Annotated in this window: 18 protein-coding genes; 13 read left to right on the top strand and 5 right to left on the bottom strand. The window is 49.9% G+C overall.

Annotation, left to right across the window (positions count from 1 at the left end):
- Positions 1-130: 130 nt before the first annotated feature.
- The 4 genes from AAHB90_RS14220 to AAHB90_RS14205 all read left to right on the top strand — a co-directional run bounded on the left by AAHB90_RS14220 (position 131) and on the right by AAHB90_RS14205 (position 3747).
- On the top strand, positions 131-721 hold the full coding sequence (locus tag AAHB90_RS14220; protein WP_342085863.1) for an RNA polymerase sigma factor: 591 nt from the start codon (positions 131-133) through the stop codon (positions 719-721).
- Entirely contained in the window at positions 708-1790 is a 1083-nt protein-coding gene (locus tag AAHB90_RS14215; RefSeq protein WP_342085862.1) for a hypothetical protein, read from the top strand. Before AAHB90_RS14220 ends, AAHB90_RS14215 begins: the two co-directional genes overlap by 14 nt.
- 341 nt (positions 1791-2131) lie before the next feature.
- Entirely contained in the window at positions 2132-2521 is a 390-nt protein-coding gene (locus tag AAHB90_RS14210; RefSeq protein ID WP_342085861.1) for a response regulator transcription factor, read from the top strand.
- Positions 2522-2535: 14 nt separating this feature from the next.
- On the top strand, positions 2536-3747 hold the full coding sequence (locus AAHB90_RS14205; protein WP_342085860.1) for a sugar transferase: 1212 nt from the start codon (positions 2536-2538) through the stop codon (positions 3745-3747).
- 16 nt (positions 3748-3763) lie between these two features.
- Here the strand turns inward: AAHB90_RS14205 and AAHB90_RS14200 are convergent, their stop codons facing one another.
- On the bottom strand, positions 3764-4381 hold the full coding sequence (locus tag AAHB90_RS14200; RefSeq protein WP_342085859.1) for an acyltransferase: 618 nt from the start codon (positions 4379-4381) through the stop codon (positions 3764-3766).
- A gap of 107 nt (positions 4382-4488) precedes the next feature.
- Between AAHB90_RS14200 and AAHB90_RS14195 the strand changes: the two genes are divergently transcribed.
- Genes AAHB90_RS14195 through AAHB90_RS14165 form a run of 7 tightly spaced genes read left to right on the top strand, consistent with a single transcriptional unit; the run spans position 4489 to position 12239 of the window.
- On the top strand, positions 4489-5157 hold the full coding sequence (locus AAHB90_RS14195; RefSeq protein WP_342085858.1) for a TolC family protein: 669 nt from the start codon (positions 4489-4491) through the stop codon (positions 5155-5157).
- On the top strand, positions 5154-7334 hold the full coding sequence (locus tag AAHB90_RS14190; RefSeq protein WP_342085857.1) for an exopolysaccharide transport family protein: 2181 nt from the start codon (positions 5154-5156) through the stop codon (positions 7332-7334). The genes AAHB90_RS14195 and AAHB90_RS14190 overlap by 4 nt, the downstream gene beginning before the upstream one ends.
- A complete protein-coding gene (locus tag AAHB90_RS14185; RefSeq protein ID WP_342085856.1) occupies positions 7331-8506 on the top strand; it encodes a glycosyltransferase in 1176 nt (391 codons plus the stop codon). The genes AAHB90_RS14190 and AAHB90_RS14185 overlap by 4 nt, the downstream gene beginning before the upstream one ends.
- Positions 8507-8518: 12 nt before the next feature.
- The gene (locus AAHB90_RS14180) at positions 8519-8665 is read left to right on the top strand and encodes a hypothetical protein (protein ID WP_342085855.1); all 147 of its coding nucleotides are present in this window, start codon (positions 8519-8521) and stop codon (positions 8663-8665) included.
- The gene (locus tag AAHB90_RS14175; protein WP_342085854.1) at positions 8665-10149 is read left to right on the top strand and encodes an O-antigen ligase family protein; all 1485 of its coding nucleotides are present in this window, start codon (positions 8665-8667) and stop codon (positions 10147-10149) included. Before AAHB90_RS14180 ends, AAHB90_RS14175 begins: the two co-directional genes overlap by 1 nt.
- The gene (locus AAHB90_RS14170; RefSeq protein ID WP_342085853.1) at positions 10146-11000 is read left to right on the top strand and encodes a beta-1,6-N-acetylglucosaminyltransferase; all 855 of its coding nucleotides are present in this window, start codon (positions 10146-10148) and stop codon (positions 10998-11000) included. Before AAHB90_RS14175 ends, AAHB90_RS14170 begins: the two co-directional genes overlap by 4 nt.
- A gap of 54 nt (positions 11001-11054) precedes the next feature.
- Positions 11055-12239 (top strand): glycosyltransferase, encoded by a 1185-nt coding sequence (locus tag AAHB90_RS14165; RefSeq protein WP_342085852.1) that lies wholly within the window; start codon positions 11055-11057, stop codon positions 12237-12239.
- Positions 12240-12249: 10 nt separating this feature from the next.
- Here AAHB90_RS14165 and AAHB90_RS14160 read toward each other — a convergent pair whose 3' ends face one another.
- The 4 genes from AAHB90_RS14160 to AAHB90_RS14145 all read right to left on the bottom strand — a co-directional run bounded on the left by AAHB90_RS14160 (position 12250) and on the right by AAHB90_RS14145 (position 17346).
- Positions 12250-14859, bottom strand: a complete 2610-nt coding sequence (locus AAHB90_RS14160) for a response regulator (RefSeq protein ID WP_342085851.1) — start codon at positions 14857-14859, stop codon at positions 12250-12252.
- 61 nt (positions 14860-14920) lie between these two features.
- Positions 14921-15688 carry a glycosyltransferase gene (locus tag AAHB90_RS14155; protein ID WP_342085850.1) on the bottom strand — a complete coding sequence of 256 codons (768 nt, stop codon included), beginning with the start codon at positions 15686-15688 and terminating at the stop codon, positions 14921-14923.
- 9 nt (positions 15689-15697) lie between these two features.
- Positions 15698-16474, bottom strand: a complete 777-nt coding sequence (locus tag AAHB90_RS14150; RefSeq protein WP_342085945.1) for a glycosyltransferase family 2 protein — start codon at positions 16472-16474, stop codon at positions 15698-15700.
- A 5-nt stretch (positions 16475-16479) separates the two neighbouring features.
- Positions 16480-17346, bottom strand: coding sequence for a glycosyltransferase family 2 protein (locus AAHB90_RS14145; RefSeq protein ID WP_342085849.1), 867 nt, complete (start codon positions 17344-17346; stop codon positions 16480-16482).
- A 156-nt stretch (positions 17347-17502) separates the two neighbouring features.
- On the opposite strand from AAHB90_RS14145, the gene AAHB90_RS14140 reads away from it, so the two are divergent.
- A complete protein-coding gene (locus AAHB90_RS14140; RefSeq protein WP_342085848.1) occupies positions 17503-18852 on the top strand; it encodes a lipopolysaccharide biosynthesis protein in 1350 nt (449 codons plus the stop codon).
- A gap of 110 nt (positions 18853-18962) precedes the next feature.
- On the top strand, positions 18963-20177 hold the full coding sequence (locus AAHB90_RS14135) for a glycosyltransferase family protein (protein WP_342085847.1): 1215 nt from the start codon (positions 18963-18965) through the stop codon (positions 20175-20177).

The following is a 20177-nucleotide window of genomic DNA, read 5'->3' as shown; positions in this document are numbered from 1 at the left end:
ACCGATTTCGTTATTTATCCGCTGGATGCGGTCCGGCAGGTAATTCCATAAAAGTTTTAGAATTTTTTTATGGAATTTTGATTAAACCGCATCCAGTAACCGAAAGGCTTGAAACAATCCCAGAGCACACGTGAAGTTTTTGAAATTCTTTCAGGGTAAAGTCAATGAACCGGTGAGCGAAGCCGAAAGGCTTGCTGCATACCGGCGCTTTGGCGATCTAGCTTTGTTGGGCGCATTGTATGAGCCTTATATGGATATGGTTTTCGGGGTGTGCTTTCAGTATTTGCGCAGCGAAGAGGAGAGCAAGGACGCGGTAATGCAGATATTTGAAAAGCTGGTTGTTGACCTCAGGCAGCATGAAGTTGCAAATTTCAAAAGTTGGCTGCATAGCGTATCTCGGAATTATTGTTTGATGAAACTCCGGGCATCGCGGGTTGCCGCAGGGGACGAGCCGGTGAAAGACCGGGAAAATGAATGGCAAGTTGAAACGACCCATGATGACGGTGCATTCGAAATACAGGAACGGCTGGACTCGTTGGATGAATGCCTTCAAAAGCTGGTTAGCCAACAGCGGATCAGCATCGAGCTGTTTTACCTGCAAAACAAATGCTATCGCGATATTGCATGGGAAACTGGCTATGAGGTAGGTAAAGTGAAAAGTTACATCCAGAATGGAAAGCGAAAGCTGAAAATTTGCATTGAAAACAATGGCAGCTACTAACGATCATATACCGGATTTTGACGATTTCGAACGCTACTACAGCGGCGAGATGCCATTAGCCGAGCAGCGCTTGCTGGAAGGAAAAATGCTGGCCGAGCCGCTGCTGGCCGAAGCTTATGAGGGTTTTCTCGTCTGGCGCGCAGGAAATACCCGCGCTGAGAACGTTCGCGCGGACCTGCAAGAGCGGCTGGGCAAACGTCTAGCGCCTGCCCGCAGGAAATCAATACCGGTATGGCACTACGTATCGGCGGCTTCCGTAGTGCTGGCCTTATGGGCTTACTGGGCCTTTTTCTCACGTGATCATAGAATTGATGTGCAAAAGCCTGAGGTAGCGACAACGCGGAAAGAAGTGGCAGCACCCAAACCTGAGCAGGCTGATGTGAATGCGCCCATTCAGCCGGAAAAGCCTCATAAATCAGTCACTTCGGGCGTGGCTAAACCCGATGCTTTAATTTCCGGTAAACCAGGCCTGGCAATCCGGTCCGGGCAAATCCCTCAGGCCGCGCCAAAGCCCGAACCAGCTTTGACAACTTCGGTGCTTGCCGACGCGGAGGAGCGCCAGGATGCAGCTGAGATCGTACTGGCAGACTCGATCCGGGCCGAAAATCATATTGCGCAGACGCCTGCTCAACCGGCCAATGCCTTGATTGCGCCCGGCACTGCACAGGCCGTCCGAAAATCAATGGCCGCCAGGGTGAGATCAGAAGAAAAAGCTGTTGATACCCAATATATTGTGAGCCATAGGCCAGCATATGACGGAAAAAAAATCGACGATATAGTCGTTCGTGTCGATACGCTGTCTGCCCTCCCGAGAATGGGTTGGCCGTCCTACCAGGCTCATCTCGATAGAAACACGGACTCTGCGTCTATAACTGCTCAAATAATGGTGACATTTGCCGTCAGCGCATCAGGTGTCTTATCCGATTTTGTAGCCAAAGGCCCCGAGCAACTTCAAAAAGACGCGATCCGTCTTATCAGTAACGGACCCGCCTGGGCGCCCGCCCGTGTGAACGGCAGGCCGGTTAAGTCTGTGGCGCAAGTACAGCTACAATTCCGGCGTTCCCAATAATCCCATTCAAATCAGACGGTTATAGGGAGACTTGTAGAAGTAATTTTAAAATTTTCCCAAAATAGAGCACTTATTTTTTGTGATCTACGCGGCAGTATTTAATTTTACTACAAGCTCTTAACTGCCCATCTCTTGATTTTTTACCATTTCTGAATTTGTGATCTTCTACCGCTAGTCGCTTGCTGGCCATTTTTAGACCGGTCTCGGAGTGATGTACTGGTGAAATCTGCAATTTTCTGGCTTAAATTTTGTTATGGCAAGTATTATGACTAACTCCACGAAGTAATTTTGCTATTTCTTCATAGTACCACATCAAATATTGCATTTTTATACCTCAACCTATGGACGTTAGAAAGAATCTGTTGATTATAGACGACGAACCCAGCATTACCAAAATACTGGAACATTTTCTTAAGAAGGACTTCAACGTGGTGATCAAAAGTGACGGCTCCGAAGGTATGCTTTGGCTGGAAGAAGGTAATCAGGCCGACCTGATCATCGCCGACCTGCATATGCCCAACCTGAGTGGTAAAGAGTTTTTGAAAGTGGCGAAGGCAAGCAACCTGTATTCGGAAATACCTATTATTATCTTGTCGGGTTCTGACGAAAGCAGCGAGCGCATCCAGTGCCTTAACCTGGGTGCCGACGATTTTATGGTCAAGCCCTTCAATCCCATGGAGGTGCACGCCAAGATCAACGCCGTGTTGCGGCGCAGTAAACGCTTCTCTTAAACGATAACGATATTATGGAACTGGCCGGCACAACGACTGAGACGGTAACGGCAGGGAAGGCCTACGTTGCCCAGTTCAGGGTTATTTATGTCCATAACGACTTTCAGGAATACCTCAGGTTCGTCGAGCGATTCGCCGAATACCTTCAGGTGGAATATTTTGATTCCCCCGATGGGGCCCTGCAAGCATTGGGAGAAAACTTTCCCGCCGACGTGATTGTGGCGCACGACGCAAGCGGTGGGGTTGAGTTGCTGGACACGATCCGAAAAAGTGCTGGTTTCGGCAATATCCCTTTTGTCCTGTTGGTCGACAGGCTCTCCCGCCAGGCCATCGACATCGCCCGCAGCAAGCATGCCGACGATATCTTTGCGGTAAACTTTGATGACGGGGATTTGATTACCCGCATCAAGTACTTCAAAAAGCGCCAGTGGTATGTGGCTAGCAAAGCATCGGAAAGGATCGGCTCGCAGGGCCATAAAACACCGGTCTGGAAGCGCGCGATCGACATTGCCACTACCGGTACGGCGGTAATCCTGCTCTTGCCGGTATTTATCATTGTAGCGATCCTGATCAAACTCGACTCGAAAGGACCTGTTTTTTACAAATCCAAAAGGGTAGGAAGCGGCTATAAGATTTTTGACCTTTACAAATTCAGGACCATGCGGACGGACGCCGACCAGCTGATCCGAAAAATGGCGGCATTGAATATGTATTCGAAGGCCGAGCCCGTCGCCCAGATCGAGACGCACGGGCTTTGTGACGAATGTCAGGCCGGAAACCGTTGCAAAAGCCTGCTGTTTCATGACGGTAAGGAAATCTGCGAAAAGCTTTACCATTTCCAGAAAGAGCAGAAAGCGGCATTCATGAAATTTCAGAACGACCCGCGCATTACGCGCCTGGGCAGTTTTCTGAGGAATTCGAGCATCGACGAGCTTCCTCAACTGATCAATATTCTTAAGGGAGATATGTCGCTGGTGGGCAATCGCCCCCTGCCCTTATACGAAGCGGAAAAGATGACCACCGATGACAAAATCCTGCGTTTTGCCGGCCCGGCCGGCCTTACCGGATTGTGGCAGGTAACCAAACGCGGCAAAGGCAAATCCGATATGACCGAGGAGGAACGCACGCAGCTCGATATCACTTATGCCAGGGAGTTTTCCTTTAAAATGGATATGGAAATCATCCTGAAAACCTTTCCCGCGCTGTTGCAGTCGGAGAATGTATGACGGGCTAAAAGGTATGTCAGGACGCTTTCACCCAGTCTTTGTATCCGGGATCATATTTTTTGATAATGCGCGCGGGATTTCCCACGGCGACCGAATAGGGTGGGATATCCTTGGTGACAACAGCGCCGGCGGCGACAACCGAATGCCGGCCGATTGTAACGCCCGCAGTAACAACGGCATTGGCTCCGATCCAGCATTCGTCTTCAATGACAATGGGTGCGACACTTACACCTTGTTTATGAATCGGCTGCTGAATGTCCTGGTAATTGTGGTTCAAACCGCTGGCAACGATATGCTGCGCCAGGATTACATCGTTGCCGATGGTAACCGGACCGATAATAACATTTCCCAGGCCGACCAGCGAGTTGGCGCCGATACTTACTGCCCCCACACCATTATTGATTGTACTGAAATCCTCGATCATCGAATTGTCACCGATCGAAAACGGATTGAAAGGCAGCACATCCATTCGTACCCACCGGCGGACGATGACGTTTTTGCCCCTTTTGTGAAAAAAACGATTCAAAAACACCCGGACCCAGAGCCTTGGACGAGCCTGATTGGTTGGTATCAGCAGCCAGTGGACAAATTTTTTTAGCCCGGGACTGCTCCGGATTTGGTCGGACAGCGACATTTTGCCTAGATTAGTAAGATGTAGTAATATTTTTACCAAAAGTATTTCGTATCGCTTCAAAATCAAGTGAAAGTGATTTTAAATAAATATTGTACCCTGATATGCCGATGAAATTTACCTTTTTTGGGCTCCTGTTTTTTTTTATGATCCAAAGCAGCTATGCGCAGGAGTCCCTCAGTAAAGACCTGGATTACGCCTACCTGGATAAGCTGATCGCTTTATGCAGAGCCAATTATCCCAAAATCAAGATGTATCAGGCGCATGTTGAGGCGGCCGAGACCGGCGTCAAAAAGGCGAAACTTTCATACTTCGACATTTTCAACTTCTCCTATCTGTACAATCCCAAAAATAGTGGTACTCCTGTATCGGCGTCTTTTCCATTTACGTATCAGTTTGGTTTCTTCGTCAATATCGGCGCCATCCTGCAAAAGCCAGCGATGGTCAAGCAGGCCAGGAGCGAGCTCGCATCGGCGGAGTACGATAAACAGTCGTTCGACCTGAACATGGAAGCCGAGGTTAAAAAAAGGTATTTCACTTACATTCAGAAGAAAGCCGTCTACCGCGTGCGGTCGAATGCATCGCTGGATGTGGAAAGCATGCTCGAGAATGTGAAAAAGCGCTTCGAAATGGGCCAGGAGACATTGGAAAAGTATAACCAGGTGTTGGTCATGCAGACCGACCACGCACAGAACCTGTTGAATTCAGAAAGCGAGGTGCTGGTCGCCAAAAGCAGCCTGGAAGAACTAGTAGGACAAAAATTAGAAGATATCAAATGACCGAAGTTATACAGTTTCTGAGATTGCTGCAAAGGAATAAGATCACCCTGATCCTTGTTCCGCTGATTACCGTTATTGTTTGCTACTTCCTCGTCCGGCGGCTGCCGGATACTTATGAATCCCATGCCCGAATTGCCACCGGGTTGGTTGATAAAACCGACCAGGTGATAACCCGCGCCAAGGATGAGCAGGACCAGCAGATTGCGCGCAAATTCGAAAGCCTGATCCAGGTAATGCGTCTGAAAAGAACGCTCGATCAGGTTTCTTACCGATTGATTCTCAATGACCTGAAAGGGTTGAAAGATTCGACATGGCGTGAGCCGGTGCGCGAACTGGAAGAAATGAGCAAGGCTGATAAGGCGAAAGCCATCGCGCTGATCACCGGGAAGTATCAGAAGCGCGAGGAGCTTTTCTTATGGAAGCCCGAGGAAAAAAAGCTTAGCGACATTATTGTTGACATGGGCTACGGCGCAAATACCCTGCGCGAGAAGCTCATCATCTACCGCATCGGGGCAGGCGATTATATCGATATCGAATTTGAAGCAGAACATCCCGAACTGACCGCCTATGTGATCAACACGCTCGCCCAGGAGTTCATCTCCGACAATTCGTTGCGCGTGGTGGGAAATAATAAGAAGACGATCGATTTTCTTGAGAGCTTTATGTTGCAAAAGCTGAGCGCACTCAACCAGCGGATGAATACTTTGAAGAATTTCAAAATCCAGAACCGTGTGCTGAATCTGAATGAACAGGCTAAAAGCATCTATGGGCAGATGGCCGATTTTGAAACCCGCCGCCAGATTGCTCAAAAAGACATTATTGCCTATACGGCTGCGATCGGTAACATCGATCGCCGCTTCAATCCGACCGAGCGTAAGTATTTCGAGAGCGCTTTGACCGACATTAACCAGAAGATCATCGCCACCAAGATCAACCTGAGGGCGCTCAATGAACGGTATATCCTGAGCAACTTTGATAACCGGGTCAAATTCAGCCTGGATTCACTGAGAAGCCGCCTCTCAGAAGAGATCAATGAGGCTACTGACAAGTATGCCTACAACCCGATGGTGGTGAAGCAGGACCTGGTAAACCAGAAACTGAGCATGGAAATATCGTTGGAACTGGCTAAAAACAGCGTAGCCTCGATACAGGGAGAGCTCGACCGTCTCAACCGTAAATTCGATGGGCTTGTACCGAACGAAGCCAAAATCCAGGAGTACGAGACCTCGATCGATATCGCCAGCAAGGAATATATCGAGGCTTTGCAGCGCTACAATGAAGCCAGTCTCGAATTCAGCTTCCCGGTATACCTGCGTTTGATCGAACGGGCCATGCCCGGCGAGGTACAGGCGTCCAAGAAAATGGTGCTGGTGATTCTCTCCGGTGTGATCAGCTTCGTTTTCTGCGTGTTTGTGTTTTTTATTCTTTATTACCTGGACAAATCGATCCGGTATCCCTTGCAGCTGGCCAACGAAACAGGCAATCCGGTGCTGGGATATTTAAATGCACTCGATAAGGATTCGAACCTGAGCCTTTCGGGTATGAATGCTTCGGACGACAAGTCCTTGCGGCTATATAAAAACCTGGTGCGGTCGATCCGTTATGAGCTGGACAATGAAATGAGCGATCCCAAGGTGATTGCCGTTACAAGTCTGGGCTACGGGGTAGGTAAAACGCCGTTTGTGATCGCGCTGGCCTGGGCATTTTCAAAGATTAATAAGACGGTGCTCATTATCGACGGCAATTTCAGTCAGCCGGATATTTCCAAGCTGAACCCGGACAGTACACCCTTTGAAAACTTTGTTAAATCCAACAATCTGCCCGAAGCAGCACCCGGGCAGATCAGCATTCTCGGGTCAAAAACCGGCGATATTTCCGTCCTGGAACTGGCCGGCGAAAAGCTGATCGGCGAGCGTCTGCAGGCATTGAAGACGCGTTTTGACATTATCCTTATCGAAACCGATTCGCTAAGGGCAATGAACCGGGCCAAGGAGTGGGTGAGCTTTTCGGATCTGGTCGTTTCAGTATTTGCGGCGGGACGTACTATTGGCTCGGAAGATCAATCCAAAATACAGTATCTCAACAGTCTGAATGGGAAATTTGCCGGCTGGGTGCTCACCAACACCGAGAGCATTCCCGAACAGGCTGGAAGGGTGGCAAAACCGGCGGAAGTATGAAAATCCTGGAATGGATAGGACTGGCAGTTCAGGCGGCGATCGGATACAATCTGGTGTTTCCGGTCTTTCTGCTGTTAATTTATCTACTGAGAAAGGCCCTGATAGTAACTCGTCCTGCCAGCGGTGACGCGACGCTTCCCGATTACGGAATAATCGTTACGGCCTACGAATACACGGCCCAACTGCCTGCGGTGGTAGGCTCGCTGCTGCAACTGAACTACGAGCGCTATCATATTTACGTTGTTGCCGATAAATGTGACATCAGCAACCTGCATTTCCCTGCTGAAAGGGTCGCGTTGCTGCGTCCGGAGCAAGTTCTGGGGAGCAACACCCGTTCGCACTTCTACGCGATCCGCCGGTTTATCCGGCCGCACACGCACCTGACGATCATCGACAGCGACAACCTGACCGATCCGGAGTACCTCAATGAGCTGAATGTATATTTCAACCAGGGCTACCAGGCCGTACAAGGTGTGCGGGAGGCCAAAAACCTGGATACAACCTACGCCTGTCTTGATGCGGCCCGCGATATTTACTACCATTTCTACGACGGAAAGGTATTGTTTGGAGCCGGTTCATCGGCTACGCTGGCGGGTTCGGGAATGGCATTCAGCACGACACTGTACGAAAAAGTGCTCGGGCATCTGGATGTGACAGGTGCGGGTTTCGATAAGGTACTTCAGGAAGGTATCCTAAGCCGTGGCTACCGCATAGCTTTCGTCGAAAAAGCCGTTGTTTATGATGAAAAAACAACCGGTTCGGATCAACTCGTAAAGCAGCGTGCCCGCTGGATCAATACCTGGTTTAAATATTTTGGTTACGGGTTCAAAATCCTGTTTAAGGGCATTGCCCGTTTCAGTCTCAACCAGATTCTGTTCGGGCTGGTGCTGCTACGGCCGCCTTTGTTCATATTTCTGCTGCTTTCGGTGTTTTTTATGCTGGTCAATCTGCTAATCGCGCCGGTTATCTCGCTGGTCTGGTTAATTGGGTTGCTTGTCTTTGTGCTGGGGTTCTATATTTCGCTTAAAAGCTCGCCAACGGACCCGAAGATCTACCAATCGCTGGTCAATATTCCCAAATTCATGTTCTATCAGCTTACAGCGCTGTTGAACGCGCGCAGGGCGAACAAGATTTCGGTGGCGACCCGGCAGGAAAACAAAACGCAGGGATAAGGCCTGGCTACTATGAAAATTTATCCCGATAAAAAGGTCAGCAGGCAAAAACGGAGCTTCAACGAGCTTACGCCCATGCAGCAGAAAATACGTCAGGCTGCATTGTTGCTGGCGTTGGTGAGCGCATTTATCTGGTTTTTTAAAATTTTGTTCTTTTAGTGAAGGATATTCAGATACATATTCCCGGAAAAAGCAGCGACGGGCTGAGCCGCATCGAAAAAGTGCGTGCGCTTTTTGATCGCAAACTGGCCGGGCTGCTTATTCTGCTGCTGATTTCGCTGATCTTAGGCGCGCTTATCGCCTACCAGGGAATTATCGCCGGAGTAGGTATCCTGGGGTTGATGTTCGGCCCTCCGGTGGTGTACTGCATCGTGGCGTTTCCGGAATTCGGTATAACCGTGCTGCTGATGCTTGCCTACCTGCTGTTCTTCATCGGCCGGCTTGGCGTGAATTTCCCACTCGGAACGGTCATGGATGGCATCCAGGGACTGCTGATACTTGGCTTTTTCATTCATCAGAAACGGCGGCCGAACTGGAAGGTTTTCAAAGGGCCTATCAGCGTAATGATTTTGATCTGGATCGTTTATAACCTAATTCAGGTTGCTAACCCGGCCGCCGAATCCCGCCTTGCATGGGTATACACAATACGGGCAGTAGCGATCGTGATGCTGACTTACTTCGTGTTTATGTATCAGATCTGTACCGTCCGGTTTCTGCGTTTTTTGCTCAAACTGTGGCTTGGGCTCGCGCTTTTCGCCGCCTTATACGCCTACAAGCAGGAGTACATCGGTTTTTCCGCCGCTGAGCAGGCTTGGCTCGACTCGGAGGGCGTGGCCGACCTGCTTTTCATCGCCGGTCACTGGCGTAAGTTTTCCATTTTCTCCGACCCGGTCGCATTTTCGTATAATATGGTGGTTAGCAGCATTATCTGCATTGCCTTGCTCACTTTCGTAAAGAAAACCTGGCAGAGGGTCGTGCTGGCGGTGATGATTGCCTTGTTTTTCTCCTCGATGCTCTTCTCGGGCACGCGTGGGGCGTATGTATTGATACCTGCGGCAATGATATTGTTTGTGATTTTGCGGATCAACCGGCAGGTAATCATCTTTTCGGGGGTCGCAGCGCTGTTTTTTGTATTCTTGATTTTTGTGCCTACGACCAATTCCAACATTGTCCGGTTCCAGACAGCCTTCAAACCCAACGACGATATTTCATTCCAGGCCCGTAAAAACAACCAAAAACGCATTCAGCCTTACATTCTTACACATCCGATCGGTGGAGGGCTGGGGGCTACCGGCGCCTGGGGACAGCGTTTTGCCCCCAATTCGTACCTGGCGAATTTCCCCCCCGATAGCGGGTATGTCCGCATCGCCGTCGAGCTGGGCTGGGTGGGTCTTTTCCTGTTCTGTCTGCTGATGTTTTTCATTCTCAGGGAGGGGATCAACAACTATTTTCTGATCCAAAATCCTGAGCTGAAAACTTACTGTCTGGCTATGCTGTTGGTGGTGTTTGCCTATAATGTGGGTAATTACCCCCAGGAGGCCCTCGTGCAATTTCCGTCCAATATCTATTTTTATCTGGCAGCAGCAATCATAAACATTACCCGTATTCTCGACGAACGGGAGCGGCGGAAAGCGAACCTATGAAGATCGCCCACCTGATACTCGCACATACCGCGCCGGCCCAACTTTCGAAGCTCATTGGTGCGCTCCAAGGCGGTAATGCGCATTGCTTCGTGCATCTTGACCGGAAGGCAGACCTGAATTCGTTTCCTTTCCTTTTGGACAGCGCGGGAGTGACGCTGGTTGCTGATCGCGTGGACGTCGGCTGGGGCGCATACAGTATTGTGGAAGCCACAATCCGGGGTTTTGGAGCGATTACCGCCTCGGGGATGGATTTTGGTTACGTAAATCTGCTGAGCGGCGCGGATTACCCGTTGGAATCACCATCGGGAATCCATGATTTTTTGGCCCGGAACTCGGGAAAGAACTTCATGGAATACTATCCGGTCTATAACCAGTGGACGGAAGCGATCCCCAGATTAAGCCAGTATCATCTCACCAACTACCATTTTCCGGGTAAATACCTGGTTCAGAAATATATTAACAAACTGCTTCCCGAACGCAGCATGCCAGCCGGACTTGAACCGGTCGGGCGCTCGCAATGGATGACCCTGACCGTAGATGCGGTCCGCTACATTTTAGAGTACCTGCAAGCGCATCCCGAGGTTGTCCGTTTTTTTAAGCTGACCTGGGCGCCGGATGAGATTATTTTTCAGACTATTTTGTACAATTCACCATTCCGTTCGACACTCGTGAACGATAATTTGAGGTATATTGACTGGTCTGACGGTCAGGCTAGTCCAAAAGTGCTTACCGAGGAGGACCTGGAACGGATGGCCACCTCGGGCAAATTGTTTGCGCGCAAGTTTGATCTGGCCCGGTTTCCGGCGGTGATCGAACAGCTCGACAAGAGGATAAAAGACCATCAAATGTAAAGCGAATCTCAACGAGCTTGGGCACATTCAAACCCAGGCATTAGCTTCTTTAATATGGATATTGTCATTACCGGACAACAGGCCTGGGATGTAGAAATCGGGAGCAACTGCAAGAACATTGCCCTGGAATTCAGCAAGAACCACAGGGTACTGTATGTTAATTCTCCATTGGACCGGATCTCTCTGCTCCGACACGGCGATGATCCCAAGATCGCGAAACGCAGACAGGTAGTTTACGGTAAAGCCGACGGGTTGGAAGAAGTACAGCAGAATCTTTGGGTGCTGTATCCGGACAAGATGATCGAATCGATTAACTGGCTGCCGGAAATGCTGTTTGATATTTTAAACAAAAGGAATAACCAACTCTTTGCCGGATCGATCGCACGCGCCACCAAGTGGCTCGGCTTTACGGATTATATTCATTTCAATGACAACGATATGTTCAGGAGTTTTTTCCTGAAAGACCTGCTCAAACCGCGGTTGTCAATTTATTACTCGCGCGATTATATGTTGGCCGTTGATTACTGGCGCAAGCACGGCGCCCGGCTGGAACCGGGCCTGATTGCCAAGAGCGACCTTTGCGTGGCCAATTCGACTTATCTGGCAAACTATTGCGCCAAGTTCAACCCGCATTCGTTTTACGTGGGCCAGGGTTGCGACCTGGACATCTTCATGGCCGGAAACCAGGCGGCTGAGCCTGCTGACATCGGCTCGATCCCGCGCCCACGTATCGGTTACGTAGGCGCGCTGCAGAGTATCCGGCTGGATATGGAATTGTTGGAATACATCGCCCAAAGCCGCCCCGATTGGAATATCGTGCTGGTCGGGCCCGAGGACAACGAATTCCAGCAAAGCAGCCTGCACCAGCTTTCGAACATAACTTTTACCGGTTCGCGCAATATCACCGATCTGCCGGCCTACATCAACGCATTCGATGTGTGTGTGAACCCCCAACTGCTCAACGAGGTGACAATCGGAAACTATCCCCGTAAAATCGATGAATACCTGGCCGTAGGCAAACCCGTCGTAGCCACGGCGACCGAGGCGATGAGCGTATTTGCAGACCACGTCTATCTGGGCAAAGGCAAGGAAGACTACGTCAGGCTGATCCACCTTGCGCTGGCCGAAAATTCGAACGCCCGCGCCGAAGCCAGGCGGTCATTTGCCAGCTCCCATACCTGGGAAAACAGCGTGGGGGAAATCTATAAAGCCATCGGCCAGGTCGCTGCCGACCTGTGACCGCTTTGCATTAAAGCTTTTTAAGCTCAGCTAAACCCGTTTCTGCCTCGGCCCTTAATTCGACCAACTTCTGGCTAAGATCGGCGGTCCAATTCCCTTGTTTTAGCGTTGCCTCAAGCTCCTTATACTGGTTGGCAGTATTGAGCAATCCCACTGAAAACAGCGAAGACCGGAATTTGTGAATCGTCTGGCGCAGCCGCTCCAGATCGTTCGCGGCCGATGCCTCATCGATATTGGTGAGCTGCACCTTGCTGTCTTTTTCGAAGAGCGCGATCAGTTCATCGCGTAGTTCCTGGTCACCCCCGGTAATTTCGGTGAGGTAGTCAAGATTCAGGATTGTATCTGCCATTATAGTTGGTGGAGGTTGCTGAGTAGCGTTTTGGGATTGTGGTAATTCGTAATGCTCTTTATTTCCAAGATGTGCAATAGTATATAAAAGTTCGCTTTCTTTAAAAGGTTTCGAAATATAGCTGTTGGCGCCAATGCTAAGGCATTCTTCTTTCTCACCTACCATCGCGTGAGCGGTCATCGTGATGATCGGTATGGTGCCGGAAATCGATCGTCGTATCTCCTTAATGGCCGTATAGCCATCCATGACGGGCATTTGAATGTCCATTAAAACCATGTCGAAAGCTTCCTGGCGCAGCTTGTCGAGCGCCTCCTGTCCATTATTGACAACCGTTAACGGGATATCCAACCGCTCGAAAATGGCTTTTAACAGCTTTTGATTGAGAGAATTATCTTCTGCCGCCAGGATGCGCAGCGAAGTGACGGACGCATTGATATCTATTTCCTTCTCGATATCATCGTGCAAAGCAGCTTCTTTGACGACCTTGAATGGAAAATCCATCGTGAAAACAGTTCCCTTGCCCAGCTCGCTTTCTAGTTTTATGGTGCCTTCGAAAAGGTGTACCAGCGACTTTACAATGCTCAATCCCAGCCCTGTACCGCCAAAGACCCTGGTAGTACTTTCGGTGGCCTGGACAAAACGGTTAAATACCTCTTGGAGCTTGTCCTTGGGAATGCCAATGCCGGTATCTATCACTTCGAAACGGATATTCTGCACATCGTTGACCGGCTCGCCGATCGGCTCTATGAGCAACTTGACGCTTCCCCGCTCAGTGAATTTAACTGCATTCCCACAAACATTGAGCAGTATCTGCGTAAGCCGCAGCTTGTCGGTTTCCACGTACTCTGGCAGGCCGTCTTTCAGCAAAGCCTCGTAACCGATGCCTTTCTCGACGGCGCGATGGTGCATAATGGCCGATACCGAATCGACCAGTTCGCGGATCGGGACCGGCGTTTTTTCCAAATGCACCTGGCCGGCTTCGATTTTTGAGAAATCAAGGATATCGTTGATCAGTTCGAGCAGGTTTTTGCCTGCATATTGAATATAGCCGACATATTCGAGGCTCTTCGGGTCGGTTACTTCTCCAAGCAGCAAGTTGGTAAACCCGATGATCGCATTCAGTGGCGTTCTGATCTCATGACTTACGTTAGAAAGGAAAATATCCTTCACACGCACCGATTTTTCAGCCAGCGTCCGTGCTTTTTCCAGCGTCGCCTCATAGTTGGCCCGTTCGGTAATGTCCCTGAAAACCGTAATGGCGCTCTTGATCTGGCCGTCCAGGCCGATTACCGGCTGCACGTTTGTTTCCAGATGGTATATCTTGTCGTTTTTGACCAGATCGATTTTGTTACCAGTGAGTTTTTCGCCTTGCAGCGCGCGCGCTACTGGCAAAGTATCGGCGGAAAACCGGACATGATAACGCGTTGGATCAAGCAGTTTGATGCGGTTTACCTGCTCTTCAAGCGTCTCGGGTCTTTCGCCGGCCACACCTAGGATTTCCCTTCCGGATTGGTTGAGGATCTCGATTCTGTGTTCGTTGTTGATGACCATGACACCGTCCGGGATCGCTTCAAGGTACTGGCTCACCGTGCGTTCCCGCTCATTGATCTCCTTTTGCAGCAGCCGCTGCTTGCGTTTATCAAGGTTCAGGAATATAATCGACAGGATTGTGAGAACGAAGCCAACAGCGCCCGTCAGCAAAATGAACATGACCGAATTTTGCTGGGTGGCAGAAACCAGCTTGCGCCGCTGGTCCAGATTGTTGTTTTCGTAAGCTTCTATCTCGTTGATCTTCTTGGTCAGCAGGTTGGTAAGCCTGATCCCTTCGCCTTCTTGTATTTTGGTAAATGCCTGCTCTGCGCCTTGGGTACGGTAAATACTAATCACATTTTGCGAGTAGGCCACGATCTGGCTGGATATTTGAAGCAGGTCTTTAATACGCTTCGTCTGGATCGGGTCGGTCTTGACCAGATTGAAGAGCGTATCGGTAATACCTACGAGCTGGATTTTCTTGTTGTAGTTGTCAGTTAGCAGGGCATCGTTCCTGGTGATCAGGTAGCCGCGCATGTTCGATTGGAAATCCTTTGTTACCAGGCCGAAATTGGCCGTCTGGTTCAGCACGCCGATCGTGACGTTGAGGCGCTCGTTGTTCAGCGAAAGGTCGCGGACGTTTTTATAGGTGAAATACTGAGAGCCGAAGATTAGCGCCAGTCCAAGGTAAATGCTCGCGTAGTACCATCTGAATGAGTCATTTCTTGAACGGGTCGGCATAGCTCAGGGGCGGAAACATTGGGTTTGATGGCACCAAGATCGGAATAAACAAAGATTATATTCAGGTCAGATAATCAAAATTAAATTTCAGGTGCCGGTAAAAGTGCCTCATTTGCGTGAGCAGGAAGTTGTCGCTTTCCCGCCACCTATCCCTTTTCATGGTGCTGGGCTCAGCTTCGGAATTTTTTTGGACAAACAGTCCAGTAAAATCTTTGTAAAAATAGGCTTTGCCTTTGTTTTTAAGGAATGATATCATCATCCGGTACTCGGTGACATCGCCTTTCATTCCTTCGACGTACCTTCCGAACTTGCTAAAAAAATTGCTCCTGCGCAGGTGTGGGTGGTCGCTGTACGCGTAAAACTTGCGGTAACCGGGCTTCCAGAGCCTGAAATCCATTTCGTAGAACCCATGCTCGGGATTGCGCAGGTAGGGGTATTCGAAATAGGCGTAGAAACGCACTACGTCGGTGGCTGGTTTTTCCCGCATAATATCCAGCGCGTGGGTGAAGCTTTCCGGGAAAATCGCTGTGGGAGTGAAGTCTTCCTGTACGTAAAGTGTCAGCGGGGTCTTCACCGCGTCCTGGCCTTTGTTAATATTGTTACCCAAACCCCTGTTCTGAGGCGTCGTAATGAGCCTGAATTCGTGCTTTTTCTGCAACTGAATCAGATAATTGACGTGCTCGGGCTTGCTGCCGTCGTCGGAGACGACAATGTCGCCGAACCGGCATCCCAGGGCTTCAAACGAAAGGAGCAACTGTTCCAGTGACTGGCTCCGGTTATAATGGGTAATGAGCAGTGTCACTTCCCCGAAGAAATATTCCTTGTTCATGTAGGCAGTCTATTTCATGAAAACCACGTCCAGCGTATTTTTCAACCAGCGATAGCGTAGATAAGTCAGTCGCGCAATTTTGACCAGCGGGTTTTCGCTCAGTTTCCAGTTGGCGCGCTCCATCGTGCTGGGCTCATCGGAAGAATTTTTTTGATAAAATAATTTGGTGAAATCATTGAAAAACAGCCCTTTGCCCTTGTTCTGTAAAAATCTGACGGCCATCTTATATTCTGTCAAATCGCCCTTAATCCCTTCGGGGTAGCGACCGAACTTGGCAAAAAACGAGCTCCGTCGCAAATGTGGGTGGTCGCTGTAATAGTAGAATTTCAAATGGTCCATATCCCAGAACCGGTACACCATCTCCGAATAGCCTTTCTTGAAAGGCACCAGGGTAGGGTAGGCAAAGTAGGCGTAAAAACGCACGATGTCCCATTTGGGGTCTTCACGCATGAATGTGAGCGCGTCCTTGAAATGCACCGGAAAAATCTCGGAAGGCTGGAAATCCTCCTGTACATAGAGGGTGTACTCGGATTGCACCGCATCCTGGCCTTTATTGATATTGTTGCCCAGGCCGCGGTTTTTTGGCGTGGTTATCAGCCGGAAATGGAAACGGCTGGTCAGCGCCTGTACTTTCTGAAGATGCTCCGGCTTGCTGCCATCGTCGGAAACGACGATGTCGGCAAACTGACAGCCGATCGATTCGAACGTCGCCAGCAGCCGTTCGAGTGATCCGCTGCGGTTGTAATGGGTAATCAGCAGGGTCGTATCGGGGAAGTGGTGCTGCATCATATTTACGAGAGGTAGTCACGCATGCCTTGCAACTGTCGCCTGGCCCGATTGAAAAAAGCCTTGGAAATGCTGCCATCGTCGAGCAGGCGGCGTGGCGAGGTAAAAACCGTAGCTTTCGAGCTGGTAACCTGTTTGAGTTTGCCTTCTTTTTTTAGGTTCAGTGCCATGCGGCCGTCTTCGGCTTCGTTCTGGAAATCGCTGCCGACAATATTGGCGTAAACCCTCGAGCCGCTTACCCTGAACCCGCCCGTTCTGCGTCCTACTTCTGTCACAAAGCCCATATTGAAGCCGTAAACATTCAGGTATTCACGGTTCTTTTTCCGGATTTGGATCATCAGTCCCGCAAATTTTTCATAAAGCCAAAGGCCGAGCCGCCCTTGTCCGGCCGGCGGAATGAATGCGTAATTGCCGTAAACACCTGTAACGCCCCCATCTTTGGCCATAGGTTCCACCATCAGGTCGATCCAGTCGGGTGGGTAAAAAGTATCCGAATCAGCGCAGAGATGATACTTGCCGCGGGCGTGGTCGAGGCCCATTTGCCGGGCAAAGGGCGTACCTTGCTCGGTTTGCAGGTAATTTCGCACGCCCAGCGTATCGAGCACTTTTTGGGTGCCGTCGGTTGAATTGTTGTTGACAACGATGATCTCGACCTTATGGGGCGTATTGCTCGCAGAAAGCGAGGACAGTGTCCGGTAAATATTGTTCTGCTCGTTCCATGCCGGGATCACCACCGAAACTTCCGGAGCTTCGTGCTTGAACCGGCTGATACGTTCACGCAAAGCCTGAATTTCACCTTCGGTGAGATCTTCGAAACGCTTGTTTGTAAAAAGGTGTGGTAGAATCCATTTAGGTAAGCCCAATAAACTCATATTCTGGCATCAGTAGGTTTTGTACATCTTTACAATCAAGCTGGCCTGTGCGGCGGGCAGTAGGTAGGAAAGTTAAAACATTATTCCTGCTTTGCGCAAAAATATTGTAAAATTACTTCGCATATTGCGTTTGGTTCGAATCTTGCCCACGACCTGATGGCCTTTCAGCTTTTACAGAAATTAAGGAACAAACATTTTCTTTCGCTGGCCGGAAACGGCATTATGTCGGTTCTTGGAATGCTCAATATGATCATTTTGTACCGCGCGCTGCCTGTGGCCAGCATCGGAATGTGGGTGTTCTTTTTGTCGATATTGCTGCTGGTTGATACTTTCCGTTCCGGCTTTCTGACAACGGCTTTCATCAAATTCTACGCAGGGGCGGATCCGGCGCGGAAGCGCGAGGTAGTGGGTTCGGCCTGGTTTATCGGCGGAGCCATCACAGGCATTCTGGCGCTGATCAACATTCCCGCGTTCTTGTTTTCGGATTGGTTTAAAAACCCATCGGTGGTGCTGTTCGTAGAGTGGTTCGGCATTATCTACATCGCCTCGTTGCCCTATTTTATCGCTTCCTGCGTAGTGCAAGCCGAACAGCGGTTCGATCAGCTCTTATCCATCCGTTTTTTGAGTCAGGGCTTTTTCATTCTGTTTGTAATGGTAATGGCCTTTACCAAGACCGCCAATCTGCAAAATATCATTTACGCTTATCTGGGTGGCGCAGCGTTGACGAGCATTTTTACAATCGTTATGGGCTGGGCCAGGCTGGGCAACTTCAAGGACCGCACCAGCGCATGCATTAAGGAAATCTTCCATTTCGGCAAGTTTTCGGTAGGTACTACGTTGAGCTCGAATCTGTTCGGTACATCCAATACCATGATCATCAACTTCATGCTCGGTCCGGCCGCACTTGCCGTGTTTAACCTCGGGCAACGGCTGATGGAGATCATTGAGATACCGTTGCGGAGTTTCGCCGCTACCGGTATGCCCGAGCTTTCGGCTGCCTACAATGAAGGCAACCGGCCGAAAGTGATCGAAACCATGAAACGTTATGCGGGGCTTATCACCATGGCGCTGCTGCCCGCCTGTATAGGCGCAGTCATTCTGGCCGATGTTGCCATTCATATCATTGGAGGTGAAAAATACATCGATTCGGAAGCTGCAAACATCATGCGCCTGTACATGACCTTCGCGCTCCTGTACCCGCTCGACCGATTTTTTGCCTTGACGCTGGATGTCATCCATCAGCCCAAAATCAACTTCATCAAAGTGCTGATCATGCTGGCGGGCAGCGTTATCGCGTCCGTGACGACCATTTACATCACCGGCAGCATTTACGGGGTGGCCATCGCCGGTGTTGTCCCGACGCTCATCGGCGTGGGCATCGGCTACTGGGGGCTTAACCGTTTTCAGCCTTTCGGTATCCTGAGCGTCTTTACTACGGGTTATTCCGAAGCTGTTAGTCTGCTCAGGACATGGTGGGGCAAGCTGACCGTTCACAAGGCGCATTAATGGGAATGTGTTATAAAATTCTTTAAATTACTGATTCAACAAACCAGAGCTGATGCAGCACCGGCCAGGCGCCCGCGATCTGATGAGGACACATTCAATACGCTTTGCCAATGAAACTGAAAGGACATCAGATCTTAATTTTTGGCTCATCCCGATTTGACGCGCCTGTGGAGCCCACCGCCTACAAGATCGCCAGGCTGCTGGCGCGGGAGAATAAGGTGTACTACATCGACAATCCTTTTACACTAGGGGAATATTTTAAATTACGCAAAACGGCTGAATACCAGCTACGCAAAAAACACCTGGCGCTGACCAGCCATTCGCTTCTTGAAACTGATACGCCTGACTTGAAAGTGATCATCCCGCCGATTTTGTTGCCGGCGAACTTTCTTCCGGAGGGCGGACTGTTTCGAATGGCGCTGAAATTCAATGAATTTTTGATCCGCTTAAAGCTGAAACGCATGCTCAATGCCTGTAAGGTCAGGGATTACATTTACATCAACGCTTCCAACTTTCATTATCCGACGCTGGCCGAAGGTCTTACGCCTAAGTTGAGCGTGTACTATTCCCTTGATCCTATGGCGTTGGCGTTCAACCTGCGCCATAGGGTGGTTTCCGAGAATATCCTGGTCAAACAGAGCGAGTTGGTGATTTGCAACAGCAAACAGTCCTATGAGGAGCATAAAAAGCATAACCCTTACAGCTATTTCGTGGCCGACGCTGCGGATCTGGGCCGCAGCAGCAAAGCTTTGAATCCGGAGCTCCCTGTGCATCCAGCCATTGCTGCGTTGAAAAGGCCGGTGATCGGTTATCTGGGGCCTATCGAGGGCCAGATAGATTATGATTTGCTAAGAAAAGTAATATTCGCCAATCCCGATAAGAGTTTCGCCTTGGCCGGCCCGGTCAGCCGCGAGGTTGCGCCCGATTGGCTCTTTACGGCCGTAAACATTCATCTGCCGGGAACAATTAGTTACAAGGATATGCCTATGGTGATCAAGGGGTTTGATGTGGCACTGATCCCATTTAAGAAGGATGAGGCGAGCAGCAGTATCTTTCCGCTTGAACTTTTCGAATACCTCGGTGCCGGAAAACCCGTAGTGTCAACCGATTTTAACCCTGATTTAAAAGAGTTCACCAAGGGTGCGGTAACCTTCTGTACCGACGCCGAAAGCTTTTCTGAGGCTATTGACCTTGCATTGCGGACCGATAATGCCGAGCTGCGCAAAAACCGCGTGAGGATTGCCGCCGAGAACACCTGGGACAACCGTATCGATGCTATTGCCGACATTATCCATTTCCACCTCGAAGAGGTGATCCATCCCTGA

The sequence above is a fragment of the Dyadobacter sp. OTU695 genome (assembly GCF_038440355.1).
In the GTDB taxonomy this organism is placed as follows: Bacteria; Bacteroidota; Bacteroidia; order Cytophagales; family Spirosomataceae; genus Dyadobacter.
The sequence above is the reverse complement of the archived record's forward strand: the minus strand, read 5'-3'. Positions and strand labels throughout refer to the sequence as shown.